This is a genomic window from Nitrospirae bacterium YQR-1, assembly GCA_039908095.1.
Taxonomy (GTDB): domain Bacteria; phylum Nitrospirota; class Thermodesulfovibrionia; order Thermodesulfovibrionales; family Magnetobacteriaceae; genus Magnetomonas.
Genome location: JAMOBJ010000024.1, coordinates 29,735 through 54,612, shown reverse-complemented (window position 1 = coordinate 54,612; position 24,878 = coordinate 29,735). Strand labels below are relative to the sequence as shown.

Annotated in this window: 21 protein-coding genes; 14 read left to right on the top strand and 7 right to left on the bottom strand. The window is 42.1% G+C overall.

Annotated elements, in window-relative coordinates:
• Positions 1 to 167 precede the first annotated feature (167 nt).
• Entirely contained in the window at positions 168 to 353 is a 186-nt protein-coding gene (locus H7844_11555; protein MEO5357918.1) for a 2-oxoisovalerate dehydrogenase, read from the bottom strand.
• Between the two features lie 129 nt (positions 354 to 482).
• Here H7844_11555 and H7844_11550 point away from each other — a divergent pair, with 129 nt between their 5' ends.
• The 8 genes from H7844_11550 to H7844_11515 all read left to right on the top strand — a co-directional run bounded on the left by H7844_11550 (position 483) and on the right by H7844_11515 (position 11,426).
• Positions 483 to 1,601, top strand: a complete 1,119-nt coding sequence (locus H7844_11550) for an rRNA pseudouridine synthase (GenBank protein ID MEO5357917.1) — start codon at positions 483 to 485, stop codon at positions 1,599 to 1,601.
• Complete coding sequence (gene aspS, locus H7844_11545; protein MEO5357916.1) at positions 1,588 to 3,375, top strand: aspartate--tRNA ligase; 1,788 nt, start codon at positions 1,588 to 1,590, stop codon at positions 3,373 to 3,375. The genes H7844_11550 and aspS overlap by 14 nt, the downstream gene beginning before the upstream one ends.
• 404 nt (positions 3,376 to 3,779) lie before the next feature.
• Positions 3,780 to 4,586: a C40 family peptidase gene (locus H7844_11540; protein MEO5357915.1), complete on the top strand. Its 807-nt coding sequence runs from the start codon at positions 3,780 to 3,782 to the stop codon at positions 4,584 to 4,586.
• Positions 4,587 to 4,844: 258 nt separating this feature from the next.
• Positions 4,845 to 7,022, top strand: a complete 2,178-nt coding sequence (locus tag H7844_11535) for a hypothetical protein (protein MEO5357914.1) — start codon at positions 4,845 to 4,847, stop codon at positions 7,020 to 7,022.
• A 213-nt stretch (positions 7,023 to 7,235) separates the two neighbouring features.
• Entirely contained in the window at positions 7,236 to 8,096 is an 861-nt protein-coding gene (locus H7844_11530) for a DnaJ domain-containing protein (GenBank protein MEO5357913.1), read from the top strand.
• A gap of 70 nt (positions 8,097 to 8,166) precedes the next feature.
• Positions 8,167 to 9,150, top strand: coding sequence for a hypothetical protein (locus tag H7844_11525; GenBank protein ID MEO5357912.1), 984 nt, complete (start codon positions 8,167 to 8,169; stop codon positions 9,148 to 9,150).
• A gap of 24 nt (positions 9,151 to 9,174) precedes the next feature.
• Positions 9,175 to 9,666 (top strand): universal stress protein, encoded by a 492-nt coding sequence (locus tag H7844_11520; protein MEO5357911.1) that lies wholly within the window; start codon positions 9,175 to 9,177, stop codon positions 9,664 to 9,666.
• A 302-nt stretch (positions 9,667 to 9,968) separates the two neighbouring features.
• Complete coding sequence (locus H7844_11515) at positions 9,969 to 11,426, top strand: sigma-54 dependent transcriptional regulator (GenBank protein MEO5357910.1); 1,458 nt, start codon at positions 9,969 to 9,971, stop codon at positions 11,424 to 11,426.
• Positions 11,427 to 11,461: 35 nt separating this feature from the next.
• Here H7844_11515 and H7844_11510 read toward each other — a convergent pair whose 3' ends face one another.
• From H7844_11510 to H7844_11490, 5 genes are all read right to left on the bottom strand, one after another.
• Positions 11,462 to 12,196, bottom strand: a complete 735-nt coding sequence (locus H7844_11510) for a HesA/MoeB/ThiF family protein (protein ID MEO5357909.1) — start codon at positions 12,194 to 12,196, stop codon at positions 11,462 to 11,464.
• A 374-nt stretch (positions 12,197 to 12,570) separates the two neighbouring features.
• Positions 12,571 to 12,984 (bottom strand): DsrE family protein, encoded by a 414-nt coding sequence (locus H7844_11505; protein MEO5357908.1) that lies wholly within the window; start codon positions 12,982 to 12,984, stop codon positions 12,571 to 12,573.
• A 51-nt stretch (positions 12,985 to 13,035) separates the two neighbouring features.
• Positions 13,036 to 14,439 carry an MFS transporter gene (locus H7844_11500; GenBank protein ID MEO5357907.1) on the bottom strand — a complete coding sequence of 468 codons (1,404 nt, stop codon included), beginning with the start codon at positions 14,437 to 14,439 and terminating at the stop codon, positions 13,036 to 13,038.
• On the bottom strand, positions 14,439 to 16,286 hold the full coding sequence (locus tag H7844_11495) for a patatin-like phospholipase family protein (protein MEO5357906.1): 1,848 nt from the start codon (positions 16,284 to 16,286) through the stop codon (positions 14,439 to 14,441). Before H7844_11495 ends, H7844_11500 begins: the two co-directional genes overlap by 1 nt.
• Positions 16,283 to 16,474 carry a hypothetical protein gene (locus H7844_11490; GenBank protein MEO5357905.1) on the bottom strand — a complete coding sequence of 64 codons (192 nt, stop codon included), beginning with the start codon at positions 16,472 to 16,474 and terminating at the stop codon, positions 16,283 to 16,285. The genes H7844_11495 and H7844_11490 overlap by 4 nt, the downstream gene beginning before the upstream one ends.
• 199 nt (positions 16,475 to 16,673) lie before the next feature.
• On the opposite strand from H7844_11490, the gene H7844_11485 reads away from it, so the two are divergent.
• From H7844_11485 to H7844_11460, 6 genes are all read left to right on the top strand, one after another.
• Positions 16,674 to 17,108 (top strand): hypothetical protein, encoded by a 435-nt coding sequence (locus H7844_11485; GenBank protein MEO5357904.1) that lies wholly within the window; start codon positions 16,674 to 16,676, stop codon positions 17,106 to 17,108.
• Positions 17,109 to 17,148: 40 nt separating this feature from the next.
• Positions 17,149 to 17,340, top strand: coding sequence for a hypothetical protein (locus H7844_11480; protein ID MEO5357903.1), 192 nt, complete (start codon positions 17,149 to 17,151; stop codon positions 17,338 to 17,340).
• Positions 17,341 to 17,346: 6 nt separating this feature from the next.
• Entirely contained in the window at positions 17,347 to 18,708 is a 1,362-nt protein-coding gene (locus H7844_11475; protein ID MEO5357902.1) for a sugar transferase, read from the top strand.
• 19 nt (positions 18,709 to 18,727) lie between these two features.
• Positions 18,728 to 20,584, top strand: coding sequence for an asparagine synthase (glutamine-hydrolyzing) (gene asnB / locus H7844_11470; GenBank protein ID MEO5357901.1), 1,857 nt, complete (start codon positions 18,728 to 18,730; stop codon positions 20,582 to 20,584).
• Complete coding sequence (locus tag H7844_11465; protein ID MEO5357900.1) at positions 20,581 to 21,735, top strand: glycosyltransferase family 4 protein; 1,155 nt, start codon at positions 20,581 to 20,583, stop codon at positions 21,733 to 21,735. Before asnB ends, H7844_11465 begins: the two co-directional genes overlap by 4 nt.
• A 67-nt stretch (positions 21,736 to 21,802) precedes the next feature.
• Complete coding sequence (locus tag H7844_11460) at positions 21,803 to 22,756, top strand: AEC family transporter (protein MEO5357899.1); 954 nt, start codon at positions 21,803 to 21,805, stop codon at positions 22,754 to 22,756.
• A gap of 86 nt (positions 22,757 to 22,842) precedes the next feature.
• Here the strand turns inward: H7844_11460 and uvrB are convergent, their stop codons facing one another.
• Positions 22,843 to 24,837, bottom strand: a complete 1,995-nt coding sequence (gene uvrB / locus H7844_11455; protein ID MEO5357898.1) for an excinuclease ABC subunit UvrB — start codon at positions 24,835 to 24,837, stop codon at positions 22,843 to 22,845.
• Between the last annotated feature and the right edge of the window lie 41 nt (positions 24,838 to 24,878).

The window sequence follows — 24,878 nt, the reverse complement described above, 5'->3', positions numbered from 1 at the left end:
TTGCGAAAGCAAAACTTGACCTCCCCGTTTAACTGTAGGCTACTGTGTCTAAGGCGACAGAGGTTACTTCTTACTTTTCTACCCACTCCTTCGGTTAAGAGCCTTTTTTTTGCTTAACCTCTCGGGTGATTTCTTACTTCCTATTATCTCCTTTTATTTCAACTCCTTTACTCGGTTTTCTCTCCTCTATATCGGATTTCCTCTTCGTTGTCAAAATGGCATTGAATAGCATCCTTAATGTTCATTTTTAGTTCAGCCAAATCCTCGGCTTCTGTAATTATAGAGTGATTGAGGGCATGAGCACAAAAGCCGCCCTCAATAGCTTTCTCAACGATAAATATAATTTCACTCATGTGCACATCCTCCTAAAGACACCATTCATCAGCTTTACTCAAAGTACCATTATTATAACATTAAAAACAACGGAACCCTTCTGAATTAAAAAGGCATTAAAAACAAACGTTTTATGTTAAAATTAAAGTATGGAAGAACGGATTCAAAAAATAATAGCCTCCTTGGGTATAACCTCACGGAGAAAAGCAGAGGAAATGATTGAAGAGGGCCGTGTTACTCTAAACGGCAGAGTAGTAAAATTAGGCGATAAGGCGGACATCTCGCATGACCACATAAAGGTTGACGGTAAGCTCTTACATGCCGGTTCTGCAGAGGATAAGATTTACGCAAAATTTTATAAGCCGCGGCAGGTGATGACAACCCTTGAGGACCCCGAGGGACGTCGTACAATCCTTAAATTTATCGAGGGTATAGGCTCAAGAGTATATCCCGTTGGGCGGTTGGATTATGACTCCGAGGGACTGCTGCTGCTGACTAATGACGGTGAGCTTACCCACAGGGTGCTCCACCCTTCTAAGAAAATCCCTAAAAGATACCACGTAAAAGTTAAAGGGGAGATTTCGGATGCCGCAATAGAAAAACTACGTAAAGGCGTCATGCTTGAGGATGGTATGACAGCCCCTTCCGAGGTCAGAAGACTGAAGGACACTGACACGGAGACAAACACATGGGTCGAGATAACCCTCTTTGAGGGCAGAAAAAGGCAGATAAGGAGAATGCTTCAACAGCTCAGACACCCTGTGGCTAAACTTAAACGTGTCGCTATAAACGGCATTAAACTGGGCTCACTAAAACCGGGACAGTGGGCACTGCTCACACCTAAGGAACAAAAATCTCTGTTTGATGAAACCATGACTATAGATAAACCGGCGGAGGTATCATCCCCCGTTGAAAGACCTAAAAGACAAAGGGACAGGACATATTCTTTCAACAAAACCGAAAAACTGAAAGAGAGAAACCTCTCCTTTGACAAAACTGATAAACCAGGGGAGAGAACGTCTTACTTTGATAAAACCGATAAACCTAAAACAAAACCATACCCTTCCAACAGAACGGATAAGCTGAAAACGAGAACATCATCATCGTTTGACAGAGCCGGAGTTGCCGGAAAATCAAAAAACATAGATAACAAGTATGGGCCTGATACCGGAAGCAAACCTAAAAAACCAAAAATGACTTTTGTAAAAGTGGACAGCTTAGACGCTGGAAAGAGACGAGGAGGAAGAAGCAGACATGTTCAGGACTAAGGGATGCGGGAAATTAACAGTGGAAGACATAGGTACCGATATAAACCTAAGCGGATGGGTTTTTAGAAGCCGTGACCACGGCGGGCTCATCTTTGCCGACTTAAGAGACCGAAGCGGTTTGGTACAACTTGTCTTTAGCCCTGATGTAAGCGCAGAGACTCATGAATCAGCCCACCAGTTAAGAGGGGAATATGTTATTTCAGTGACCGGTGAGGTCAGAAAGAGGCCGGAGGGCACTGAAAACCCGGACATTCAAACAGGCAGGGTAGAGGTTTACGTAAAAGCACTTAACATACTAAACAGATGTGAGCCGCTTCCTTTCACTATAGAAGAGGCCGGAGAGGCCTCGGAATCTCTGAGGCTCAGGTACAGATACCTTGACCTTAGAAGGCCGGAGATGATGGAAAACCTGATAATACGCCACAGGGCTTGTAAGCTCATCAGGGATTATCTGGATAGTGAGGGATTTCTCGAAATTGAAACGCCGGTTTTGACAAAATCAACGCCGGAGGGTGCAAGGGACTACCTTGTGCCTAGCAGAACAAGTCCGGGAGCTTTCTTTGCACTGCCCCAGTCACCGCAGTTATTTAAGCAGATACTGATGATTTCCGGGGCGGACAGGTACTTTCAGATAGTCAAGTGCTTCAGGGATGAGGATTTGCGCGCCGACAGACAGCCGGAATTCACACAGGTTGACCTTGAGATGTCTTTTGTGGACTCAGAGGATGTGATGGGGTTTGTCGAGGGCCTGCTAAAGAGGTTGTTTAAGGAAATAAACGGTGAGGATATTGCCACTCCAATAGAGCGTATGACTTACGAGTATGCAATGGAAACGTATGGCAGCGATAAGCCTGACCTGAGATTTGCTTTGCCGCTTTGTGATATGGCTAAGGAGGCATCACATAGCAACTTTAAGGTTTTCCTTGACGTGTTACAATCCGGTGGCCGTGTAAAGGCAGTTTTAGGGAAGGGTATGGCGGGGCTTTCACGCAAAGAGGTGGACATGCTCACGCAGGAGGTACAGTCATATGGCGCTAAGGGGCTTGCGTGGATAAAAGTGAAAGAGGGGTTTGACTCTCCGATAGCCAAGTTTTTTGACGAGGAAACTATGAGGTCTATGGCTGCTAAACTTCAGGCCTGCCCCGGGGATATGATGCTCTTTGTGGCTGATGCCGGAAAAACTGTAAATGAGGTTTTAGGCCGCTTAAGGCTTGATGTTGCAAAGCGCTCCGGCATTATAGAAAACAAAAACCGTTTTGTATGGGTAACGGATTTTCCGCTTTTTGAGTACAACACGGATGAAAACCGTTTTGAAGCAATACATCATCCGTTTACATCGCCGTCAGATGCAGACATTGAGGCAATACTTTCCGCTGAGGGAGGCATTGAGGACCTATCTGGCATCAAATCCAAGGCTTACGATATAGTGTTAAACGGTAGTGAGATTGGTGGCGGCAGTATTCGTATTCACAGGCCGGAGCTTCAGAAAAAAATACTTGAAATGATAGGAATAGACAGTGCTGAGGCCTCAGAAAGATTCGGATTTTTGCTTGATGCCCTGAAGTACGGGGCCCCCCCGCATGGCGGTTTGGCACTTGGGCTTGACAGACTTGTAATGATAATGGTCAGAGCATCCTCAATCAGAGATGTAATAGCATTCCCCAAAACTCAAAAGGCGGCCTGCCCACTAAGCGGCGCCCCATCTGAGGTTGATAAAAAACAGTTACGTGATCTTTATATAAAGGTTAATATTCCTGAAAAAGCTCCGGAGTAGCAGAAAACTTATACCAAGTAACAGTCAAAAGAGTAACGAGGCGGCTGGGAGAAAGCGACACATCTCCTTACAAGGGATTTCCCTTGTATGTTTCAATAGGGAGTGAGTAAGCTTTAGGGGAGAGTACATCGACGAAGCCAAAGAAGTTAGACGATTGAAGGCAACTTGGTATGAGTGTTTTTTTATTATCTGAATAGAACTTCTCACCTTAAAAAAGCACCAAAAATTAAAATAAAAAAAAAAATAAAAAAATGTATATTTTTTACTTGACATATTTAAAATAGTATGGTATCATTGGCCCGAGCTGTACTTTAACCTGAAATGAAGCGATGGGAGCTTTATCTCAGGGAGTAAAAATCTAACTTTTAGATTTGATTTTATCGTGGTTTAATAAGGAATTTATTATGAAAAAAGAACTTTTAATAAAATCTGTAATACTAAGCGTTGTCTTTATATTTCTTTATGGTTGTGCGGAACATCAGGTAAACAAAGGAGATTTTCATTATGCTGAAGGAAAATCATGGAAAGATGATGATCTGAAAATAAATTTACTCAATAGCAAGCTGGAAAATGATTCAGGTTTTGATGAATTTTACTCTACCAATACCGCCGACCACTACTATAAAAAACTAACGGCTGAACCGGCGGAAGGTATTTTTACCGACAGAAAGAAGATATTAGAAGCAAATGTTCCCAAGGTGTCACTAAGCTATTTAGGCTTAAGGTACAGACGTGGTTCTGACCCGGATATGACCTCTTATTCCGACTGCTCACATCTGGTCAGTGCTATAACAAGAAAAAGCCTGGCCAATTCAGGCTACTCATTTGCTCCTCACTATGCTCCGTCACAAACCATGTATGCCAGCCACAGCTTTAAAATAGAAAAAGAGGATGTTAAACCCGGAGATCTTATTTTCTTTAAAAAGGCTTATTATACAAAGCAACGAAAGGGCAAAGGCAAGAAATCTGTAAAAGTAAAAACCGGAGAGAGAATTTACCACGTCGGAATTATAACAAAAGTAAAGAGTGACACTATCTACTTTACCCATGCATCATCCGACTATGGTGTTATTGAAACCTCAACTAACTCCAGAGATTGGCATTCTTACTGGGCAAAGCATTTCCACTCTTACAGCAGGTGGCGTCCTGATGTTTTTGCAAAGACAGACAGTATAGCTAAGAGCAAGATTAACTCTAATGATGTCAATTGACAATTATTATTAGTGCGCTAAAAATTTTGTACTATGGTTTTTTTACCGGTAGTTTAGCTGAATCAATAAATCGCCTGAGTTTTGAGTTGTATTATTATTGATGTTATTCCAATTCTATTTCATTTGTCTAACTTTGTTGGCTTTGTCACAAGCTCCGGGGCGTACAAAACAGTACGTCTGCGTCGCTTGTTTCTTGCCGCCTGCGTTTACTTTTGAATTAGAGTTGGAATTAAAGAAGGCTGAGAGCTCCTTCAAATTATGAATCAAAGCTTTATAAGAAATATACTTTTCTCGGTTATTGTAGTATCTTTAGCTTTTATTTATGTGGGAATAAACCGGAGTTATCCTTTTTATTTTATCTGGGATATGGACCATTCGGTTACAGTGGATTTGCTTTTTTTACAAAGCGGCAGACTTCCAAGCAATTTATCACATCCTGGGTTTGGTTTAAAATTCCTTTTGTTTTTTATACAGAAAATAGGATTTTGGACAGGCTTTCTTTCAGTCAGCGATCTGTCCAGCTTGAATTTTTCTCTTAATCCGATTATTTGCATTGCTGAATTGACTGATTTCAATCGTCTGGTATCTCCGTTTTTAGCTTTATCTATTGTAATCTTACTTTGGGCATCATTAGAGGTTTGTTATAAACCTGATTTTAAAGTCAGTATTTTTATTTTGCTTTTTTTTGGACTGCAAGAGTCGTTTATTTACCATAGCAGCATGATAAGAAGTGAGCTTTACAGTGTTTTTTATTTGAGTGCCGGAGTGTTTTTTATTTTGCTTGCAGGTAAAACACATAAGTTAAGTGCAAAAGCTGTATGTTTAGTAATTGCCGGGACACTGTCAGGGTTGGCAATTCTGACGAAAGTGCAAGCCTACGTGTTGGCGGCATTTTTGTTTCCACTGCTGGCATGTTTTGTTCTATACCGGCAGGAGCTCGAAACACCGGATATAAAATCTGAGAAATTGCCGCTTTGGTTGTTTGCTCTGAGCGTTTTAAATACAGCTGCTATGGGAATTTTACTTTTTAATTCCTACAATTTTATAATGCCGGAGGAGCTTACACTTCTGTATAGCGGTGCTTATGGATTTACTAAAATCTCAGTGTCTCTTACGGCAATGCTTGTTAGTCTTTTTATTTTCACAACGGCTGTATTTTTGAAAAAGAGCGGCTACGGCGGCATTGTCAAGACAGTTGTATTTATGAATCTCATAATTTCCGGGTTTATTTTGGCTGTTTTCTCCCATTACTTATTGCTCAAAAGCCCTTCATCATGTTATGTGTATCTTTTAGCCGATCTTAAAGCAGTGCTATTTAATCCATTGTTTATGGGTACAGGAAGTTTTATGGGCTATTTTGCTAAAACAAAAGAGCATTTCATGTATAATCCCGGTTTATTTATTATTAATGCACTATTGTTTTTTTCCCTGCTCTCAGGGTATTTCTTAAAGCTTATAAGAGCTCAATGGAGAGAATTTGTTTTACTGTTATCAGTTTGTTTTTTTTGTTACATACATATTTTTATGGGTACACGCTTTATTTTAAGAGATTATCTGTGGGTGGAGGTTTTTGCCAACTTTTTAAGCATTTTTCTCTTTCTCTTTATAACATTGCGGCTTGTGAGGTTTAAGAGGGTATTTTCAACTGTTTTTCTCTGTCTTTTTGCATTTCTGTTTTATATTAACATTTTACATTGCAGGGAGATGCCGGTAAGGATAAACGCCAACTATAACACCTATGGATGGAAAATTCTTTTCACTCAGGTGTATTGTAACAGTCCATATGAGTACTATTTTAGCGAGCCAATGGTAAACAGTTACAGCATAAGCCTGACAAAGGAGGCCTTAGAGGAAGCGGCAGGCAGCACGCAAAATTATAATTGGAAAAAAAATGCTGCAAAATTTGTATTTCCGGGAGTGAATCTGAATTTGAGACATATAGGTTATGTAGCTAAAGCAAGGCCGGTATGGACAGACATGCTTTATGTGAAGATTATTGATTTTAACGAAATATTAAAAGATGCCCTGGTAATAGATGTTGTGAATGCTTTAGGGGATAAACGGGCTGCACTGCCATATTATTTTGATCCCCAATCGGTTATCACAGCGGATAAGGAGGTTTTTACTCAGCCGGAATATCAGGATAAATTCAGAAAAGTAAAAAACACAGGTTTTTTGCCGGTTTTACCAAGGCATGATTTAGCTGTTTATTTATTTGTAAATAAAGCGGATTGGTCAAAATTTAGTAAAACGGCTGAAGCCGAGCCTTTATCAATTAAACTCTACACTCCAAACGTACAATATGAATACGTTGGTATTAAAATTGAAAAATATACCGAACTGGATCTTACCCAATTTACTAAAAGGTATTTTTTTGTTATAAAAAATACACATCACAACTTTTATTGCATTCCCTCAAGCAAAGCAAACTACTAATACCAAGTTGAGACAGTTGCAAAAATCGGTTTTCGCACTATTTTCATTAATATTTTTCTTGCGATCTCATTGTTTTTGCATGATATTATATTTATAGATTGTTTAATTCCGACTGCAACTCGGTATGATTATTTCTTTTAGCCTGTGTTTGATATAAAGCTTGCGGGTATTTTGTTTTAATGCTGAAAACATATAAAATACAGATACAAAGCGATGGAAGTAAATAATATTAACAGATCACTTGAGGTGCTGGGGCTGGATGCCAATGCAGGCCCGGATGAAATAAAAGAAGCCTATAAGGACCTTGTAAAGGTATGGCATCCGGATAGGTTTGTACATGACCCTAAACTTCAAAAAAAGGCAAACGATAAACTCAGCGAAATAAACGAGGCATATCACTGCCTAAAAGACTACAAGAAAATTGAGACCACCACAGATGAGGAATCACTGCATCCTAAGGCATATGCTCAGAAAGACGGCAGTGCCACAGAGCACAAAGAAAAAAAGACAGCTGAATCCGGGGAATCAGGCAAAACCACTGTCAAAGCGGCAAAACGGGCTGACATCTATGTCTTAGAGCGCCAATGGGCAAGGCTTCTGGCAAGGGTGTTTGATATGTACAGCTTAAGTATGCCCTGTGGGTTTATAGCCGGTGCAATAATAAAAAACACGTTTCTCGAGAGCTATATCGGGCAGTTTTTTTTTACCGTGTTGACTATCACAATCATGGAATCTGTTATCTTAGCAGCTACCGGCACAACAGCAGGCAAGTACCTGCTTGGCATAGGACTGTTAAATGCAAAAGGAAAAAATTTGACATTCAGTGAGGCACTCAGCAGGGAATTCAGGGTGTATGTTTATGGATTTACTTTTGGAGTTCCTTTTATTTGTTTTTATTTTATGGCAAAGGAGTATAAACTATTAAAATCTACGGGAACAGCCTCATGGGATAACCTCCTTAAGCTCAGGGTAACGTACAAAGAGATAGAAAAGAAGCAAATTTATAAATTTGTATTTTTATTTATTTTAATCATGGCCGCTTACACATACGGCTTTGATATGCTCACTAAGTAAAAGTACCCTGTTCTGTGTTAAAATCAACATAAGATGGTAATACTTTGAAATAAGGGCAATAACTACAATTATGGGAAATATAACAAAGGATATTAATCAAGACAGATTAAAAGAGTTGATAAGGTTTTATACCGGTATGACAGGTGTCATCAAAGCACCTGAAATAATCGAGGACCTAAGCGATTTTTTTGCAGTAGCATACGATAATGTTGTAATTTTAGGGGACAGACTATACTTAATACGAGGTAATCAAAAGGAGGGGCGCTTTGGTATAGATGATGAGCCCAAGTTTTGGGTCAGAAATGCGATAGACCTTATAGACGGAAAGACAAAGATTATAAAAATGGTTTTTCATGAGGATTACATGGCTAACATCGGAGGGCTCTTGTTTAAATGCATAAGGAGCCCGAAAAAAGAGGCCAGAGTTTTGGAAAAAGTAAGTAACCATGAACGTTTTATGCACGGCTTTGGAATCCATGATAAAGCCGGTAATACCATCAGAGTGATAGATTATATAAAGGGAATGAATCTGGCGGATTACGTGGTCAGACAGAGCAAAAATCATGAAGAATACTATTTTACGAAATTTAAAGCTATCCTTAACGAGTATATAGAGTTGGTACGGGCGATAGAGTTTTTGCATAACAGCGGGGAAAAACACGGCGATATAAGGCGTGACCACGTGATAATGGACAGTGAGACCGGCATTGCGAGATGGATTGACTTTGACTACACATACACAAACAGTGAAAGCAGATTTGGATTTGACCTCTTTGGCCTTGGTAACATTCTGGTGTTTCTAACCGGTGGAGGGGATGTCACAATTCAGCAGTTAAGTAACCGGCAGCATCCGGCATTTGAGAGCCTGACTGATGATGACCTTAATGTGGTTATTCAAAACAGGGTTGCCAATCTGAAGAAAATCTATCCTTACATTGCAGATGAGCTGAATTACATACTTTTGCATTTTTCAAAGGGAGCCGAGGTATTTTATGAGACAACCGGTGAGTTTCTCAGTGATTTGCTTGAGGCCGGTGCAAAACTTAATCCATAAAAAAAAGGTATAATATATTTAGCGATGGAATGTATAGGCGACAAAGAGAGATTATTACATTTTGCGGGGCGGCGGCGGATTTTAATTGCCGTTGACGAGAGCATCAGCTCAAAGCGTGCCGTGTCTTTTATCTGCGAAATGTTCAGAGGAGTTTCAGGCTTTACCTTTATATTGTATAACCTTGTCAATTTATTTGATGACGATGACTTTGTCTGTGATTTGGAATGTAATGAGTTTATAAAATCAGCGGTTAAAGAAAAAACAAAAATTTTGGAAGAGTATAAATCCATGTTAATGGAAAGCGGCATACGTGAGGAAGATATAATTACAAAGTCAGAGATAAGAAGCGAACCCACTGTAGCTGAGTGTATATTAAAGGAACAGCGGAGTGCTCAGTGCTCAGCCATAGTGACAGGGCGGCGCGGGATATCAAAGCGTGAGGAGTTTCTAATGGGCAGCACCTCAAACAGGCTTGTGCATCTTGCTAAGGACTGTGCGGTGTGGGTTATAGAGTGAGTGTTTAAATACTTAACCTCAATCTATCTTGTGGCGATAATAAAGCAATGTAAAGGGATAGAAAATAAAGTCAAAATTTAATGATCTTATCTTCACTTATCTAAATAAGTTACGTGAATCTGATAACTATAGTACAATGCATCTACACTAATCTTTAACTCCTTTGACTTTTAAAAATGGTTTGACTTTATTCCTGTAAGTAATTATAATACATTTTTGACATTTGCAGCGTAATACAATAACGGGGGACTTTAACAAGAAAACATTAAAACTTTTTTATAACAGTTAAAGGAGCGGACAGGATGAAAGTACAGGAAGATGTAAAAAGTGTATTGATAGTGGATGATGAGGAGATGGTGAGGCTAACTTATGCAGGGTATTTGAAGGAGTTGGGTTTTAAGACGCTGGAGGCCGGAAACGGTGATAAGGGTTTACAGATGATTAGTAAGCATAAGCCGGATGTAGTGCTTCTTGATCTTTTGATGCCCGGCAAAAGCGGAATAGAAACTCTCAGGGATATTAAAAAAGATAGTGCCGACCTGCCGGTTATAATGCTCACAGCCTTTGGTGATATTCCCTCAGCTGTGGAAGCTATGAAGGCGGGTGCTTATGAGTTTATGACAAAGCCGCCGGATTTTGATAAACTTGGTATTTTGGTGAGAAACGCTGTTGACCATATATCGGCAAAGAAAAAGGTAAAGTTGCTAACCTCTATTCTTTCAGACTCAATTAAGGTCCATCTGGGTGATAGCCGGGCGATGTCTAAAATTTGCAATGACATAATAACAGTGGCGGAGACCGGCATGTCGGTGATTATCGAGGGTGAGACCGGCACAGGGAAAGGCTATATCGCAAAGCTGATCCATAGCTTAAGTAAGAGAGCAGGCAAGCCTCTTGTAAAGGTGGATTTAAGTCTTATCCCTGAGGCGCTGGTAGAGAGTGAATTGTTTGGATATGAAAAGGGTGCTTTTACAGGAGCAGATAAAAGCAAAAAAGGATTTTTTGAAACGGCCAACTACGGCACAATACTTTTGGACGAATTACAGACCGTACCGAGACATCTGCAAAATAAGCTTCTCAGTGCAGTGGAAGACAGAAAGATCACCCCTTTAGGGTCTCAGCAGTCCAGAGAAATTGATATACGGATTATAGCTTTAGCAAACAGAAGCCTTGAGGAACTGGTTAAACAAGATAGTTTCGGCGCTGATTTATACTACAGGCTTAATGAATATTTGATAAAGATTCCTGCCTTAAGAGACCATAAGGAAGATATTGCTTTCTTTGCCGGCAGGTTTTTAACGGAGTTGACAAATGAGCTACAAAAGGTGATTTATGGGTTCACTGATGATGCTATTGCATTATTGGGATTTCACGACTGGCCGGGCAACTTAAGGGAACTTAAAAATGTCATAAGAAGGGCTATTTTGATTTGTAAGAGTGATATAATAGACCATGGCGATTTGGCATTTCTACGTGCTTATGTAAAAGGTTATCGCCCTGCGCCTACCGGCAGAAAGAGTGAAAAAATCTACAAATCGCTACGGGAAATAACAAATAAGGCTATAGAATCAGTAGAAAAAGATGCAATATGCCATGTTCTTAATATAACAGGCGGTAATAAAAAGAAGGCGGCAAGCCTCCTACAGGTTGACTACAAGACGCTTTTTAATAAGATCAGGGATTATCGTATGACTTTCCCTGAGGAACCGCTTACACTGAGACCTCCAAGGTTAGACGTAAGGTCCAGACGCCCCTTTTAGAGAACAAATAGTTTAAAATAAATAATTTAAGAAAACTAAAGGCCCCCACAGGTAAAGCAGTGGGGGTCTTTATGTGTTTTAAATGTCTTGAACTCACAGATACTGCCATCCCACACCAGCAGTTTTCCCTTTATAGGCTTTCCAAGCCCAGTGAGGTATTTAATAGTCTCAAGGGCCTGTAGAGAGCCGATAACACCAGGGGTGGTGCCGATAACGGGGAATATCTCCTGTGGAGGCGGGTCCGGGAAGAGGCACATCAGACACGGTGTCTCAGGATAGTGGATAAAAGAGAGCCTGCCGTCCATACCCCAGATGCTGCCATAGACCAGAGGAATATTTTTCCTTATAGCACATTCATTAAGTACATATCTTGTCTTAAAATTATCCATACAATCAACAATAATTGCGGAATCACCGACAAGATTGTCAACGTTGTCACTGTTTATGGTGTCGGTAAAGGCAATTATCTCTACGTCAGGGTTAATTTTATTAAGGGTAACTTTAGCCGATTGTGCCTTGTTCATTCCAATCCGAGTGTGGTCGTGGAGAATTTGTCTGTTTAAGTTTGACCAATCCGGGGAATCAAAATCGCATATCCTTAAGCGTCCTACGCCTGCCACGGCAAGATAAATAGAGACTGGAGAGCCGAGGCCGCCTGCCCCCGCCACAAAAACTGTGGAGTTTTTCAGCTTCTGTTGGTTTTCTTCACCCCATCCATCCATCATCATTTGTCTCTTGTAACGGTTTAGCTCATGTTCGGACAATCCCATATTAGAATCTCCCTGGTATAAAATCCATCCTTTGATAAGGACATTCCGGTACGCACCAGCCACCGACATTATAACATATTGTTACTAAGGTGCCTCATTTTTCATTTATTCTTTTTTTATTCAAAAATACTTTCTCATTACCATCTCATACTAATACCAAGTTGTAGTCAGAAGTAAACACAGGCGGCTGGGAGAAAGCGACGCAGGCGTACTGTTTAGTATGTTGAGGAGCTTTTGAGGAAGCCAACGAAGTTAGACGATTGACTGCAACTTGGTATAAAACCTCTTCCAGCAATATATAAGCTACATTAAACAGGCATTTTTTGAAATTCTGTCAAATGGATTCGGCATTATTATTAAACTCCTCTTAAAACCTATGGCCGAATCATAACATACCCCTGCTGTGCTAACTGAATCAGCCTAAGCAGTCCGTTTGAATTTACTTTTACACCGGTCAGGATATTGTCTTTAGTCCATAAGTGGTTTCTCATGGTGACTCCACATATTTCGACTCCAGCTCCGTTATCAATCAGCTGCTGAATCATCGCAGCATATGGATTACCGTAAGAGACCTTGCGCAACGTGTTGTATGAATCGTCATTTAGTACCATATGGCAGGCATCACCGTGGAAGATGGCAACGATATCACTGCCGCCTTGGAGCGTTTTGTTATGTGCTGCCAAAAAACGCATATACTTTATACCAACCGGCAAATCACCGTCCAGTGCCGCACGGTCCATGTCAAACACCGTATAGGATTTTTCCAAAGTTACATTTATATCGAACATTTTACTCCCCTCCTATCAAAGTTTACTACATCAAAGATAGAAAACCTGTATTTACTCCCGTTTGGCATCCTTTGCAAAAAAAGAGAAAACAATAACCATGGCAGACAGCACAGCGGCAGCGATAAATGTGTTTTCAAACACTCTGTGAAGGATTTGAGGTGAAACACCGGGTTTGATGTCAACCCCTGCCGGTAGAGACAAAGCAATGATATTTTGAAAAACGATTATGCCGAAAGTGCCACCCGCTCTGTTTGCCAAAATGTTGAGACTTGAGGCCAGCCCCTCCATACCCTTAGGAGCGTGTCCCATTATCAAGGCATCATTTGGCGATGAAAACAGCCCCGAACTCAGGCCAAGCACCACCATGGATGCCAATATATACCAAAACCCTGCGCCGGGATATAAAACAAGCATCAAAAAGCAGACTAAACTCAGGCACATTCCTGTTACGCAGAGCATTCGGGAGCCGATTTTATCCGACACCCTGCCCATAAAGGGACTCATCACTATCATAAGTGCCGAGGGTATCATCAGAAGTATCCCCGAAATCTTTAAAGAATAACCCATTGCTATTTCAAAGTAAAAAGGAAAGACAAAATTCACACCAAAAACAATTACAAACCTAAGTGTATTAGCAATAAGCCCCATAGACAAATCAATATTGCCAAGCAGAGAAAGGTTTATAAGCGGCGCTTCCAACTTCAATTCCATTCTTACGAAAAATACCAGACCAAAGCCTGATACCACAAGTAATGTCAACACCAACGGGGAGAACCATCCATAGCTGTCACCTATAGAGAGTGTGTAAAAAAATAAGGTAATGGCTGCGATTGCAATGACAAACTCCCCTAACCGGAGCTTCTTAACGTTGCTTTGTGAAACGTCTTTACGCAACAACATTGCAGCGCTTGCAAAAGCTGCTATACCAAAAGGGATGTTCACAAAAAATATCCACTTCCAGCTTACATAGGAGGTAATCATGGCGCCGGCCCCCGGGCCCATCATCACCCCCAGAGACTTACACATGCTCACTATGCCGATGTACTTACCGCGGTATTCCGAGGGCAGGTATGAGGTTATCATAGCCAGCACCAGTGTGGCAAACATCGCTCCCCCTATTCCCTGAAGCACCCTTGCAACTATAAGCATCTCCACAGATAGTGAAGCACCACAGGCAAGTGACGATAGTGTAAAGATAGCCATGCCCCATATGTATAGCCTCTTAAAGCCCCATATATCGCCAAGTCGCCCTATTACCAGGGTTAGTCCCATGTTGGCAAGAAAATATGTCAGTACGACCCACGAGGCATGCTCAGTGGTTGTCTTAAAATACGCCGTGATAGTCGGCAGTGAGACGTTTACTATAGCAAAGTCAAGGGATGCCATCAGGATTCCAACAGAAAGACTAAACACTATAAACCACTGCTGTTTATTGTCGATAATCTTGCCGGACATTAAATAACCTTGTTATCTTTTAATATTTTTTCAAAGTCGAGGTAGCGCCTAAATCTTTTGATTATTCTGTTGACATTATCAAAATATTTCTCAACGAGATCGGTCAGCACAAACAGCCCTGAGCTTTGCTTTGTGTTATGCTCTTTTGTCAAACCCAGATTGTCGTTTCTGTAGGCTATCATCATCTCGCTATGGTCAAACACCATTTTAGCAAGCAGATCGAGGTTTTCTTTTAAAGGCTCTTTTAATGTATCACAAAGTGTCATAAGCACTATGTCCATAGATTCAATAAATATCCGGCTGTGTTTGACTGTATGTTCGTTATCCGCATGGGCGCCGACGGTTAGAACAAACTCCGCTATGTCTCTGCTTAGACTATACACCATTTCTGTGAGGTTTATACAAATCTTGATCAATTCACCGCTTTTAGCATTGGTGGAGTCAAAGTAGAATATCTGTAGTGCCTCAGTGATAATTGTGGCTCGAGTTTCAATTTCGTCCTCGTATGATGAAATTTCATTGTCTCTCTTACCCTCGCCGGCCTTGCGTGCAACATCCATATGTTTGACAACCAGTGATAGAAGCTCAGCCAACTCCGAAATAACAATACTAAACGGTTTTTGTGTGTTTGCAATTTTATTATAAAACGACAATTCCTCCATTGCATACTCATCGCCAATGGTTTCATGCGTTGTGGCATGGCGGGTTATCACCTTCATGGTTTCAAACTGAGGGCTGAGAATAAAACGAGGTTTATATTTACTAATGATGCTGTCGGCATGGCGGTAGCCGTGCTCTATACTCCTTTGAAGGTTACTCTCAGACCACTCATAAAGTATGTCTCCTGTAACCGGCACCTCGATTACTCTGGTTCTCATACGGCGTTTCTCCAACCTGAATCTGAGCATAGCGATAGCATCCTCAGACATAGTGGCGGCAAAGAGCATTATCAGGTTATTCAGAGCATCGAGAAGGGATTTCGGCTCTTTGATCTGGCTTAGGTTTAAAAGCCGGACTACCCATATCTCGTCAAGGTCAGGGTGGTTTCTAATCACGTCTTTAAAGTTGATAGTGTCCACCATCGCTCCCTCACAGCACATATCGCCGTCTATTTCTATCGGCTCAATTATGTATGGCAAGGCGGAGCCGGCTCTCAGGCTCTTCATCGTCATGGGCTTATATTTTGGGTGTGTTTTTGAGTTTATAAGTAATTCCACACGGCTTTTGGTGATGTTGTATAGGTTATGATATATAGTAGGTTTACCGGGTTTAAATATATCTTCTATATTATAGTTAAGCGCATTGTCTTTGTAGTTGCAATCGTCATAGTACATTTTAGCAAGGCCGGTAATTCGGCTTCTGTATAAAAGAGAGGCCATCAGACGGCTTATAGGATTTACCGCCATTATATCGTTTAATATCATAGGGTTTAGCTCACAGTTGTTCCAGCGTGAGCTGTCATTGAGGATTTCCATCATGTGCTTGAACGCTTTTGGCCAGTGCTGAGGCACGTAGAGATTTTCGAGTGACCTCGGGTCGTTAAGGAATTCCCTGATGTTTTCCATTATTCCGGTGAAATCCGGCACAAACTGTCCTGGTATGGGAAAGGCTGAGATCAGATCGTCCGGTCTCATATTGTTTTGGCAAAACTTCAGAGCGTTATCGTATTCTTTGCCGGGGGGAGCAATGTTATAAGCCATACCAAGCCATGCGCCGGCACAGGCGGTAGTCCATACGTCAAAGCGCATATCCGGAGACTCTGAGATTCTTCTGAGCACACCAAGGCCTAATCCAACCGCAGGACCGCCGCCGCCAAGCGCTATCAATCTTTTCATTTCTTGTTTCATACAGGTATTCCTCTTTTTTGATTGCTTAGCACTTTATGTATCTCCTTATTTTGATGGAAGAATTCACTGTATTTAACATAAATAATAATATAACTGTCAAGTGTTTTGTTTTGTGTTATACCATAAGGGGTATCAGTCTTTATCTGAAATTCATCATTAGCCTGGCACTTCAGCATCTGTTCAAACATAGATTACCTCATCAAGTATGTACTTTCCTATAAACGGTTTCAGGGCATTTTTCTTAACCGTGTCAACCTTTTTTCCCAGGATTAGCGGCAAGATAGTTTTTACACTCAATAAGCTTGATTAATACGTCGGCCTTTACACTGATAAAAAAACTTGATTTTAAGTGCTGTTTCTGTTAAAGTAATACAGTGGAGGGATAACATGGAAGTGAAATTTGGGAAAAGCGAAATAATCGAGGCAATAAAAGACGTCGTAAAACCTTTAGCAAAAGATATACTTGAAATTAAAAACATCCTCTTTCCCCTGGTTGAAGATGTAACAGGTATCAAAAAAGTACAAGAGCGCATGATTAAAGAGCAGGAACATATTCGTAAAGAGCAGGAACATATTCGTAAAGAGCAGGAACATATTCGTAAAGAGCAAGAACATATGAGCAATGAGCTGGAGCGTATGAGCAATGAATTAGTTATAGTAAACCATGAGTTAGCTAAACGTCCTGAAAGAGGTGAGTTTAAATATTTACTAAAGGACAGCTTACAAAATGACCCTGCAATATACTCATACGGTTGGGAAGAGCTGGACAGACATATAACAAGCAAAGTCAGAGAAATACTAAAAGAAGAAAAAGTAATTTAAACGAAAGATATATGATATTAGGCTATAAGCTCCCGATTCTGTGTCTAAAATAACCTATGGCGATAAACACATCGCCTGCACTCAGTGGACTACTACTACGTGTTCAGGTGGAACAAGACCTCAAGGCAACCGGAAAGAAGCATGGACCAATAAATGCACTCAGGATTATCCACTGGACATGTACTCTCATCAAATCAAAGATTTCTCAGGATGCTCATCTATGCTAAAATAGCACTGTATGACTGGCAACTCTTTCAGGATTATTCCGGTTAAAGCCATTTTGTTGGTTGTTGGCGATGTGCTTTTAATCGCAGCATCCATGTATCTGGCTACATATCTACGACTTGATCAGTTTTTTAATCCGGCTTATTTTTTTAAAGCTCTTACTGTAAGCACAGGTGTTCACATTTTTTGCTTCTATACTCTGAACCTGTATTCAATAGCGGAGTTACGCTCAGGGCGGAGGTACTGGTTACAGGTGGCCTCAGCCGTGTTTCTTGCCTCTGCGTTTAATGCAGTCTTGTTTTATGTTATCCCATTTTGGCACAGAGGTATATTTATACTAAATGCAGCGTTTGTTTTCATTTTAATATCTCTTTGGAGAGCAGCCTTCAGAGCCATCATTGAGAAAACAAAAATAAAAACACGTGTGCTTATTATAGGCGGCGGCAAAAAAGGTGATATTCTTTCAGATGAACTGAAGAAACATTCCGGTTTTGAGCTTGCCGGACTCCTTGATGGAGATTCCATGCTATCAGACAACCCCATGAAAGCCGACACTGCCGTCCTTTTAAAAAACCTCGTTGAGGAGGAAAGAGTTGACAGGATAGTCATAGCCGGCGATTTGCCTCATACGGCTGAGACATTTGCTGCAATTGTTGAAGCCAAATTCAAGGGTGTTGAAATATACGCAATGCCTGAGATGTATGAGGAGCTAACTACAATGGTGCCGGTCTTTAACCTTGACGATATATGGCTAAGTTACGCCTCCTTTTACGGAATAAACAATAACATTTACAATGTCAGGTTAAAGCACATTATGGATAAAATTATTTCAGTTGTAATCCTGATAATTTCAGCACCAATTGCTGCTTTGACTGCTGTTTTAATTAAGCTGGACTCTGAGGGGCCGGTGTTTTTTACTCAACAACGTGTGGGATTTAACGGCCATGTATTTAAAATCCTGAAGTTTCGCTCTATGAAAACAGACGCCGAAACGGATGGACCGCAGTGGGCGGGTAATAACGACCCGCGGGTGACCGGAATTGGAAGGATTATAAGAAAATTTAGAATAGATGAGCTGCCGCAGCTGATAAACGTGCTGAGGGGTGAGATGAGCTTTATAGGGCCGCGCCCGGAACGTCCGGACTTTGTACACGGCTTTAACCACAGCATTCCCTACTACTCACTAAGACACAGCGTGAGGCCGGGAATTACCGGCTGGGCTCAGATAAAGTACGGCTACGGCGCCTCTTATAAAGACACCGTCATAAAGTTGCAGTATGACCTGTTTTATATAAAACGGCTTTCTTTTATGTTGGATGTGATAATTCTTTTTGAAACTGTAAAGACTGTCATCTTTGGTAAGGGTGCACGGTAATATGTGCGGGATAGCCGGTATGGTAGCTTTTAAGGGCGCAGGGGTGGACTCCGAGAGGCTGAAAAAAGCGCGTGACCTGCTGTCAAACCGTGGGCCCGATGACGCAGGAATCTGGATGGAGGGCATTGCAGGGCTGGCACACAGGAGACTCTCGGTTATAGATATCACTAAAGAGGGGCATCAGCCGATGTTGTCACACTGCGGACGCTATGTTGTTGTCTATAACGGTGAGATTTATAATTTCCGGCAACTGCGGACAGAACTTGACGTAATTAGTATTAATAAGTGGAACAGCAACAGTGACACTGAGGTGTTACTGGAGGCATACAAAAAATGGGGAGCCGGTTGTTTAGAACGCCTCAGAGGCATGTTTTCATTTGCCATTTGGGACAGGCAGGAGAAGACCCTCTTTGCCGCTCGTGACAGAATGGGTGAAAAACCCTTTTACTATTACTACGACAGTGGTATCTTTACTTTTGCTTCCCGCTCAAAGGCTATTTATGAAATACTGCCCGGGCTAAGCCGTGAGATAGATACTCAGGGACTCAGATACTACATCGAAATAGGATATTTCCCTGCTCCGCTCACTATTTATAAGGAAATCAAAAAACTCCCGCAAGCCCATTACCTCTTAGTTAACAAAGACGGTCTCATTATAAAGCGGTATCAGGATTTCAGACAGGTGGAACCGGACAGAGCACTTTTAAGGGTAAAGGAGGGGGATTTACTTGAAGAGCTTGAAGAGACACTTCTGAGTGCGGTAAAACTACAAATGATAAGTGACGTCCCGCTTGGGGCATTTCTCTCAGGTGGCATAGACAGCTCGCTTGTTGTAGCTATGATGAGAAAACTCTCTGCCGGCAGTGTTAAGACATTCACAATTGGGTTTAAGGAAAAACAGTATGACGAAAGCGCACATGCTCTGCTGGTTGCAAGGCATCTTAACACAGAACACCACAGCCAAACCATGAGTGTGGATGATCTGCTTAACTTAATTCCACGATTTATGGTGGAGTTTGACAAGCCGTTTTTTGACTACTCGGCGCTTCCTTCAATGGCGGTATCTGAGCTAGCTAAAGAAAGTGTAACTGTTGCGCTAACCGGGGATGGCGGGGATGAATTGTTTGGAGGTTACCACTACTACGTCATACTGAAAAGAGTTGAGGCTTTATTTAAAATGCCGGAGGTCTTCAGAAAGTTAACATCGGAGGCCCTGTCAAGGGTTTCAAACCACAAGATAAAACTGCTTTCACAAATGCTTATAAAAAACGATCCTATCACTGCGTTTGCGTTTTCAAGAAGTATAGTTAAGGATTTCTCATCTATAATGCTTACAGAACTGACAGAGCACACAGAGGGTATTGCAGAGTGTTTTACCAGGGCCACAGGTGAATTTGCAGGTGGCCTTACAGCAACCGGAAAAGCCATGCGCCTTGATACTCTGTTTACACTGCCGGATGATTATCTTCAGAAGGTTGATGTATCCTCTATGGCTTATTCACTGGAGGCGCGTGCACCGCTGCTTGATCCTGAGGTTGTAAATTGGGCGATGAAACTTCCTTGTGCTTGGAAAGTACGAGGATTAACTAATAAATATCTGCTTAGGAAACTTGCCTACCGCTACATTCCACGGAGCATACTTGACAGGCCTAAGCAGGGTTTTTCCGCCCCTGTTGCAATATGGCTTAAGGGCGGTCTTAAGGACTGGGCGCTGGAGAGGTTTAACGATGAGCAGTCGCTTAAGGCGCTGTATCTCAATAAAAACGAGGTTCTGAAACTTTTTAATTCTCACTTAAGCGGCCACAGAAACGCCGCTTCTATTTTGTGGGCTGTGGCCGTACTCGTTGATTTTTACAGGAGAGACATGTCACAGTGAGGCTTGGCGTTGATTGCTCTAATTTAAGGATGGGAGGCGGCCTAACCCATCTGACGGAGCTTTTTAAGGCGGCGGATTTTAAATCCTGTGGATTTAGCAATGTGAAGCTTTGGGCGGGTTCAGACACTCTCAGTAAGATATCTCCCAAAGAAGGCCTTACTCTTTGCCATGAACCTATGCTTGACAAACCGCTTCCGTACAGGCTCTACTGGCAAAGCAGAGTGCTGCCACAATTGGCCGAGCAGAGTGCGGATATTCTGTTTGTACCAGGTGGAAATTTTAACGGAAACTTTAAACCGTTTGTAACTATGGCAAGAAACCTGCTGCCTTTTGAGACTAAAGAATTATTACGCTACGGCCCCTCACTTATGACCTTAAGGCTAATGCTCTTGCGTAAGGCACAGATTAGTACATTTAGAAAAGCGGACGGGCTGATTTTTCTGACGGAATACACCAAAGACACGGTTTTTAAACTTTCAGGAAATTTACCATGCAAAACTGTGGTAATCCCGCACGGAGTCTCACCGGCATTTAAAAACAAACCTGACTATGAGAAAATAACAACGGCACAGAGTCCGTTTAAATGGCTTTATGTATCAATTGTCGATGTGTATAAACATCAGGACAATGTAGTTAAGGCTGTTTCACAACTAAGAGCGGCGGGCTATCCGGCCACACTCTCACTGGCCGGTCCATACTATAAGCCTGCCTTAAAAAAACTTTTGAAAGAAATTGATTCAAGTGACCCCCTGCATGAATTTGTAAATTACAAAAAATCAATCCCATATGAGGAACTTTCCCTGGTTTACAGGGAAGCTGATGGATTTGTCTTTGCCTCCAGTTGTGAGACGATTTCAAACATCCTGCTTGAGGCCATGTCGGCGGGGCTTCCGATAGCATGCTCTGATATGAGTTCGATGAAAGAGACACTGAAAGACGGCGGCATATACTTTAACCCTGAGGATACCGCCACGATTACTGCCGCCATGAAAACCCTGATGGATAATCCTGAGTTGAGATACAAAAATGCACTTCGCAGTTATGAACTATCAGAGCGCTACAGCTGGCAACGCACAGCCTATGAAACTTTTATGTTTTTGTCGGATATTTGTATGAAGAAAGATACAGGGAGAGTTAGGAGAAGGTGGTAATACATTGTTTTATATAAATGCAGCCCGTCATCATTTTATATACCTTCTGCTATAATACAAATCTCTTATGTATGCGACACTTATATCTTTCACCTTGATAGTGCTAAGCGGTGTTGTTTTCAGGCGGCTTAAACCCGGCGGGATTGATGCAGATACAGCCCGAAATTCTATAAATGCCACCGTATTAAATATCTTTCTGCCTGCGTTGTGTATAAAGATTTTCTCTGAAACTACACTTGATATTGAGGCTGTGCTTGTACCTGCAACGGCTGCCGCTACTATTTGCACTCTGATGGCTGTCACTCATTTTGTATTTAAAATACTCGGTAAATTTAAAAGCATCTCCATGGCGGAAGTCGGGGCACTCATCATATGCGCCTCATTTGGTAACACCACCTACCTGGGGCTTCCAGTCATAACTGAACTTTATGGTCCTGCAGCTCAGAAATATGTCCTATACTACGATCTGATGACTGCTACACCGATTCTATGGTTAATCGGTGCTCAGGTCGCGGCAAGGTACGGCAACTGTGAGAGACAATCTGAGAAAACCTCAGTGTGCAGGAAGGAAATGTTGTATTCGTCTGTAGTAACCGTGCTATCACTTCCCCCTATCTGGGGAGTCATCATTGGCGGAATTATTCAGACTGCCGGCATTGCGTTACCTGAGCCCGTATTTAGAGCTCTGTCGCTTTTAGGTTCTCTTGTTGTGCCGCTTATGATTTTTAGTATCGGTCTTGCTATAACCATTCCAAAGGTTAGTCATGTCTATTGTGCCGCTGTCTCAGGGGTTATCAAACTGATTATCTCACCGATGCTTGCTTATGTTGTGGCAAAAAAGCTGGGTCTTGACGGCATTGCCCTTAATGCATGTGCTGTTGAGGGCGCTATGCCCACTATGGTTGTATCACTTCTGATTGCCGCAAGATTTAATCTTGACGTTACCCTCTCTGCTTTTATGATTGTCTCTACCACCGCCTGCTCTCTGTTTACCCTGCCGATTATTGTTAAGTTGCTTTAATTGCCTTATCCTTTTGAATTTTACTTTTTTGATTGTAACTTGGTATCAGGCAAGTTCACATTAACCTTGTATAATTTCTTTTTCTGTTATTTTATTCCAAGAACAAGGAGTCTGTTTCTGAGGTTTCTTATTTTGTCCCTTAACACAGCAGCCCGCTCGAAATCAAGGGCTTTGGCGGCTTCTTTCATCTGCGCCTCAAGTTTTCTTATCGTCTCCTCATCCAAAGTCTCACCGTCTGCCACAACATCGGCATATCTCTCCGGCACTGTCCAGTAATCGGACTCATAGATAGAGGCAAGAATGTTCTTTATGTTATTTTTAATCGTGGTCGGTGTAATTCCCATCTCCTCATTGTATGTAAGCTGTTTTTTACGGCGTCTGTCAGTCTCTTCCATTGCCCTGGTCATAGAACCCGTTATACTGTCTGCATACAAAACCACCTTACCGTTAACATTGCGGGCAGCCCTGCCTGCGGTCTGAATCAGAGATTTCTCGCTCCTTAAAAACCCCTCCTTGTCGGCATCAAAAATAGCCACCAATGACACCTCCGGTAAGTCCAGCCCCTCCCTTAATAAGTTAACTCCTATCAGGCAGTCAAAAACCCCCATTCTTAAATCCTGCAGGATTTTCACCCTGTCAAGTGTGTCTATGTCAGAATGTAAGTACCTGGTCTTTATATGAATATCGTTATAGTATTCGGAGAGGTCCTCAGCCATTTTTTTGGTTAACGTTGTGACAAGTACGCGCTCGCCTCTCTTTGCCGCCGCACGTATTTCCTTTACAAGGTCATCAACCTGCCCGGCCACAGGGCGCACCTCCATTGGAGGATCAATAAGTCCTGTGGGCCTTATAATTTGCTCTGTTATGCAGCCACGGGATTTTTGTATCTCATACTTTCCCGGTGTGGCCGAGACGTAAATAACATTATCTATCCGTTTTTCAAACTCATGAAACTTAAGTGGCCTATTATCCAGCGCTGAGGGCAGCCTGAAGCCGTAATCAATCAGCGTTTGCTTGCGAGAGCGGTCTCCCTCATACATGCCGCCTATCTGAGGAATTGTGACGTGTGATTCATCCACCACAATAAGCAAATCCGGCGGGAAGTAATCTATTAACGAGTAGGCCGGCTCACCCGGAGCCCTGCCGCTAAGGTGCCTTGAGTAATTCTCGATGCCGTTACAAAATCCAAACTCCTTGAGCATTTCCAGATCAAAGAGGGTTCGCTGCTCTATGCGCCGTGCCTCGATAATCTTGCCCTCTTTCAGGAAATAATCCACCCTCTGCTGCATCTCAAGCTTGATGGCTTTAAGGGCGGGCTCAATTCTATAGCCCGGAGTTATCCAGTGTGAACGCGGATAAATGGCGGCACTTCTAAGTCTTCTGCTTTTTTGGCCGGTGAGTGGATCAAACTCAAAGACAGCGTCTATATCATCACCAAAGTACTCAATCCTGATTCCCTTTTCAAGAGAAAAGGCCGGATACACTTCAACAGTGTCCCCCCTGACTCTGTAGGTTCCCCGCTTAAAGTCCACCTCTACACGTTGATATTGAAGCTCCGAAAGCCGCCTTAACAGCTCTTTTCTCGATAGTGCCGCACCCTCGGTGATTATAATGTGCATCCCAAGGTAGTCCTCAGGTGAGCCGATGCCGTATATGCACGAGACAGAAGCTACCACAATGGTATCTCTCCTCTCAAGCACGGACATGGTGGCGCTGTGGCGCAGTCTGTCAATGTCCTCGTTTATCATGGCATCTTTGGCAATGTAGGTGTCGGTTTTGGGAATATATGCCTCAGGCTGGTAATAGTCATAGTAGCTGACAAAATACTCCACAGCGTTTTCAGGGAAGAGTTCTTTAAATTCGCCATACAGTTGAGCAGCCAGTGTCTTGTTGTGGGCTATGACGAGAGCCGGTTTCCGTACGTTAGATATAACATTGGCAATTGTAAAGGTTTTTCCGGAGCCGGTTACTCCTAAAAGTACCTGATGCGGATGTTTTCCAACCCCACGTGAAAGCTTCTCTATTGCCTCCGGCTGGTCTCCCCCTGGTTGGTATTCACTTACTAATTTAAATTCCATGATCAACAAATAAGGGAAAGGGCTTTCCCCTAAACCCTATCACA

Excerpts from the sequence above, each read along its gene's own strand:
- H7844_11550 (MEO5357917.1), top strand. The coding sequence starts at position 483 with ATGGAAGAACGGATTCAAAAAATAATAGCCTCCTTGGGTATAACCTCA.
- H7844_11520 (MEO5357911.1), top strand. The coding sequence starts at position 9,175 with ATGGAATGTATAGGCGACAAAGAGAGATTATTACATTTTGCGGGGCGG.
- H7844_11535 (MEO5357914.1), top strand. The coding sequence starts at position 4,845 with ATGAATCAAAGCTTTATAAGAAATATACTTTTCTCGGTTATTGTAGTA.
- H7844_11530 (MEO5357913.1), top strand. The coding sequence starts at position 7,236 with ATGGAAGTAAATAATATTAACAGATCACTTGAGGTGCTGGGGCTGGAT.
- H7844_11510 (MEO5357909.1), bottom strand. The coding sequence starts at position 12,196 with ATGGGATTGTCCGAACATGAGCTAAACCGTTACAAGAGACAAATGATG.
- H7844_11460 (MEO5357899.1), top strand. The coding sequence starts at position 21,803 with ATGTATGCGACACTTATATCTTTCACCTTGATAGTGCTAAGCGGTGTT.
- asnB (MEO5357901.1), top strand. The coding sequence starts at position 18,728 with ATGGTAGCTTTTAAGGGCGCAGGGGTGGACTCCGAGAGGCTGAAAAAA.
- H7844_11500 (MEO5357907.1), bottom strand. The coding sequence starts at position 14,439 with ATGTCCGGCAAGATTATCGACAATAAACAGCAGTGGTTTATAGTGTTT.
- H7844_11475 (MEO5357902.1), top strand. The coding sequence starts at position 17,347 with ATGACTGGCAACTCTTTCAGGATTATTCCGGTTAAAGCCATTTTGTTG.
- H7844_11515 (MEO5357910.1), top strand. The coding sequence starts at position 9,969 with ATGAAAGTACAGGAAGATGTAAAAAGTGTATTGATAGTGGATGATGAG.
- H7844_11555 (MEO5357918.1), bottom strand. The coding sequence starts at position 353 with ATGAGTGAAATTATATTTATCGTTGAGAAAGCTATTGAGGGCGGCTTT.
- H7844_11485 (MEO5357904.1), top strand. The coding sequence starts at position 16,674 with ATGGAAGTGAAATTTGGGAAAAGCGAAATAATCGAGGCAATAAAAGAC.
- H7844_11540 (MEO5357915.1), top strand. The coding sequence starts at position 3,780 with ATGAAAAAAGAACTTTTAATAAAATCTGTAATACTAAGCGTTGTCTTT.
- H7844_11525 (MEO5357912.1), top strand. The coding sequence starts at position 8,167 with ATGGGAAATATAACAAAGGATATTAATCAAGACAGATTAAAAGAGTTG.
- H7844_11495 (MEO5357906.1), bottom strand. The coding sequence starts at position 16,286 with ATGAAACAAGAAATGAAAAGATTGATAGCGCTTGGCGGCGGCGGTCCT.
- H7844_11490 (MEO5357905.1), bottom strand. The coding sequence starts at position 16,474 with ATGTTTGAACAGATGCTGAAGTGCCAGGCTAATGATGAATTTCAGATA.
- aspS (MEO5357916.1), top strand. The coding sequence starts at position 1,588 with ATGTTCAGGACTAAGGGATGCGGGAAATTAACAGTGGAAGACATAGGT.
- H7844_11505 (MEO5357908.1), bottom strand. The coding sequence starts at position 12,984 with ATGTTCGATATAAATGTAACTTTGGAAAAATCCTATACGGTGTTTGAC.